Below are 1,708 nucleotides of genomic sequence, written 5' to 3' on the forward strand. Positions count from 1 at the left end.
GACAGGATAGTCGCATCTCAACAGTCAAATCATCTAATCGACTGTACAATTCTTCGATTTCTTTATTGAGTGATTCGTATTGCTGTTGTGTCAACATGACGCCCGCAACTTTTTCACGGTTAAAAACATATACGCCGGCCGCTTCACGATCTGCTTTTTGGAAAGCTTCCATAGGAGACCGTTTCACGTCAGATATAGAAGTGGTTGGAATATCAAGTATTCGCATTCCCATCATTATACCCTCCTCTTATTTTTCTTTAGTATACACCTTTTAAAAGTCTTTTAAAAGACTTTTAAACACTCCTTTTGATTTTATACTACCTATAGCTAACCCATCTTTTTAGAACAAAACCCCAAAAAACAATAGGGTTCTCATTTACCGAGTTTCCTATTGCTTGTTAGACGCTATTTTATTTAAATACAACAATCTGAATTACGTTGAATATACGTTTACAATACAAACACCAGTTGATTGTTTCTACTATAAATTCAATTGCTACTTTTGAGTATTTGTTAATTCGTAATCAAAAGATTATTCAATGATCTTTAATTTTACATCTGCTTGTGTCTCTAATACATCGCCATCTTCACCAAAGAATGTATAAGAGCTTACTCCATCCACACCGAGAATCGTGTTCACTTTCAAGTCTCCATCTATCGAATTAACTGTAAAATTCGACCCTTCTCCAATACTTTCAACACGGTATCGATTGACTGGCACATCATCACCGATGATATATTGACCAGGGCTCAGTGTAATGGGCTTACGCTTTGCATAGATGACTTCAAAAGTTAAGTCACTAAGAACCTCTTCTTTTTTACTGATTTTTTCTTCGAGTGACTTATTCTTGTCTTTAGTTTTTTCATAATCTTCTTTAATGGCATCACGTTGTTTCACTAAATCTAATATGTCTGTATTCTCTTTTTTAAGTGCGTTATTTTTCTCACGCAACTCATCACTATAGAGAGCACCATCCTCGATTTCAGTCTGTGCACTATACGTTCCAAAGAGTGATCCGATAAAGAAAATAAAGACAACAATGATCGGAAGTATGACATACTTCTTAAATTTTTGTTCCACTTGCTAATCTCCCATCCTACCTAATTCATGTTAAGAAAAGAAATTCAAATAAAAATCCCAATTTCTAGACTGAAATAATTTAACAATACTTTTTTAAAATAGTCAATAACTATCATTTAAATCCAATTTACGTTATTAGAGTCTTTATATATATATGATTATGGTAATTTATTTTAATCATGCTTCTAACGCTCCGTGTCCTTCGTCGCAAGGAACAGGAACGTAGAGATGCCTCGCGCAAGCGAGTCGCAGCTCTCGTTATCGATTCGGCAGGAGGGCAGCGGTGCGATGAGGATGTTGCTGCGTGCAACCTACAGCCTCACGAATGAGCCCGAAGATTCTTCTCATGCTGTACATCCAGTAGAAAGAAGATCGCTACTTATTTATAGGAGGATCGATTCACTTCAATCATCTATCTTTCCTCGAACCTTCGTACACTTCAATACTGTCTCACTACTGCATCCTTCATCACACCCTTCTATATAGAAAAGACCAGATGTACTTTCTTACCCGCAGTGGATCCGTCCACTGCGGGTCTTTCAATGCACTTGGATTCGGGACGAATCCATTCCTTACTCGCTTGCGCTCTCTCAAAAGAAAAACGACGTCGTTTTTCGTCCATGCCCT

The 1,708-nt window shown here is 37.3% G+C and carries 2 protein-coding genes; both read right to left on the reverse strand.

Annotation, left to right across the window (positions count from 1 at the left end; genetic code table 11):
* A partial coding sequence (locus F8N00_RS17800; protein WP_421018722.1) for a hypothetical protein occupies nt 1–232 on the reverse strand: 232 nt, incomplete at its 3' end.
* A gap of 300 nt (nt 233–532) precedes the next feature.
* Complete coding sequence (locus F8N00_RS17805) at nt 533–1,081, reverse strand: hypothetical protein (RefSeq protein ID WP_421018723.1); 549 nt, start codon at nt 1,079–1,081, stop codon at nt 533–535.
* Nucleotides 1,082–1,708: the final 627 nt, after the last annotated feature.

Origin of the sequence: Exiguobacterium sp. A1_3_1, assembly GCF_048985645.1 — a bacterium.
GTDB lineage: Bacteria > Bacillota > Bacilli > Exiguobacteriales > Exiguobacteriaceae > Exiguobacterium_A > Exiguobacterium_A indicum.